This window comes from Ligilactobacillus animalis KCTC 3501 = DSM 20602 (genome assembly GCF_001434535.1).
Taxonomy (GTDB): domain Bacteria; phylum Bacillota; class Bacilli; order Lactobacillales; family Lactobacillaceae; genus Ligilactobacillus; species Ligilactobacillus animalis.
The window spans coordinates 1-539 of sequence record NZ_AYYW01000045.1 but is presented as its reverse complement, the minus strand read 5'-3'; the positions used below and the strand labels follow the sequence as shown (position 1 = coordinate 539).

Annotated in this window: 1 protein-coding gene; it reads left to right on the top strand. The window is 40.1% G+C overall.

The window, feature by feature from the left end; all coding sequences use genetic code 11:
* On the top strand, positions 1-539 hold a 539-nt coding region (locus tag FC30_RS09560; RefSeq protein ID WP_420896559.1), incomplete at both ends, for a mucin-binding protein.

Here is a 539-nt window from a genome sequence, read left to right as displayed (position 1 = left end):
CAATCTGTATCTGGTAAAACTGATCAAACAGTTGATACAAAATATGAAGTACCAGCTAACTATGAATTAGTGGCAGGTCAAGATCTACCAAAAGCAGTTACCTTTAAAGCAAACGGCAACGAACCGATCATCGTAAAGGTAAAACATAAGAAGGTATCCGTGGAAGTAGGCGAGAAAGATACACAAAATGTTGTAACTCGAAAGATCACGGTTCATAGGCCAGATGGTACGACCAAAGATGCCTCTCAAACAGCTACCTTTACTCGTACCGGTACTAAGGATCTAGTAACAGGTAAGACTACTTGGAACGCTTGGAGTCCAGCGCAAAAACTTGCCGCTTATACAGCTCCTAAAGTAGATGGATATACGGCAGATAAGTCAGTAGCACAACTTACAGTCAATGCCAATGATGAGATCGCTCCAGTCGATATCTACTACACAGCAAATGATCAAAAAGTGATGATCAAATATGTTGATGTCGATAACAATAACAAAGAAGTCAAGAGCCAATCTGTATCTGGTAAAACTGATCAAACAGT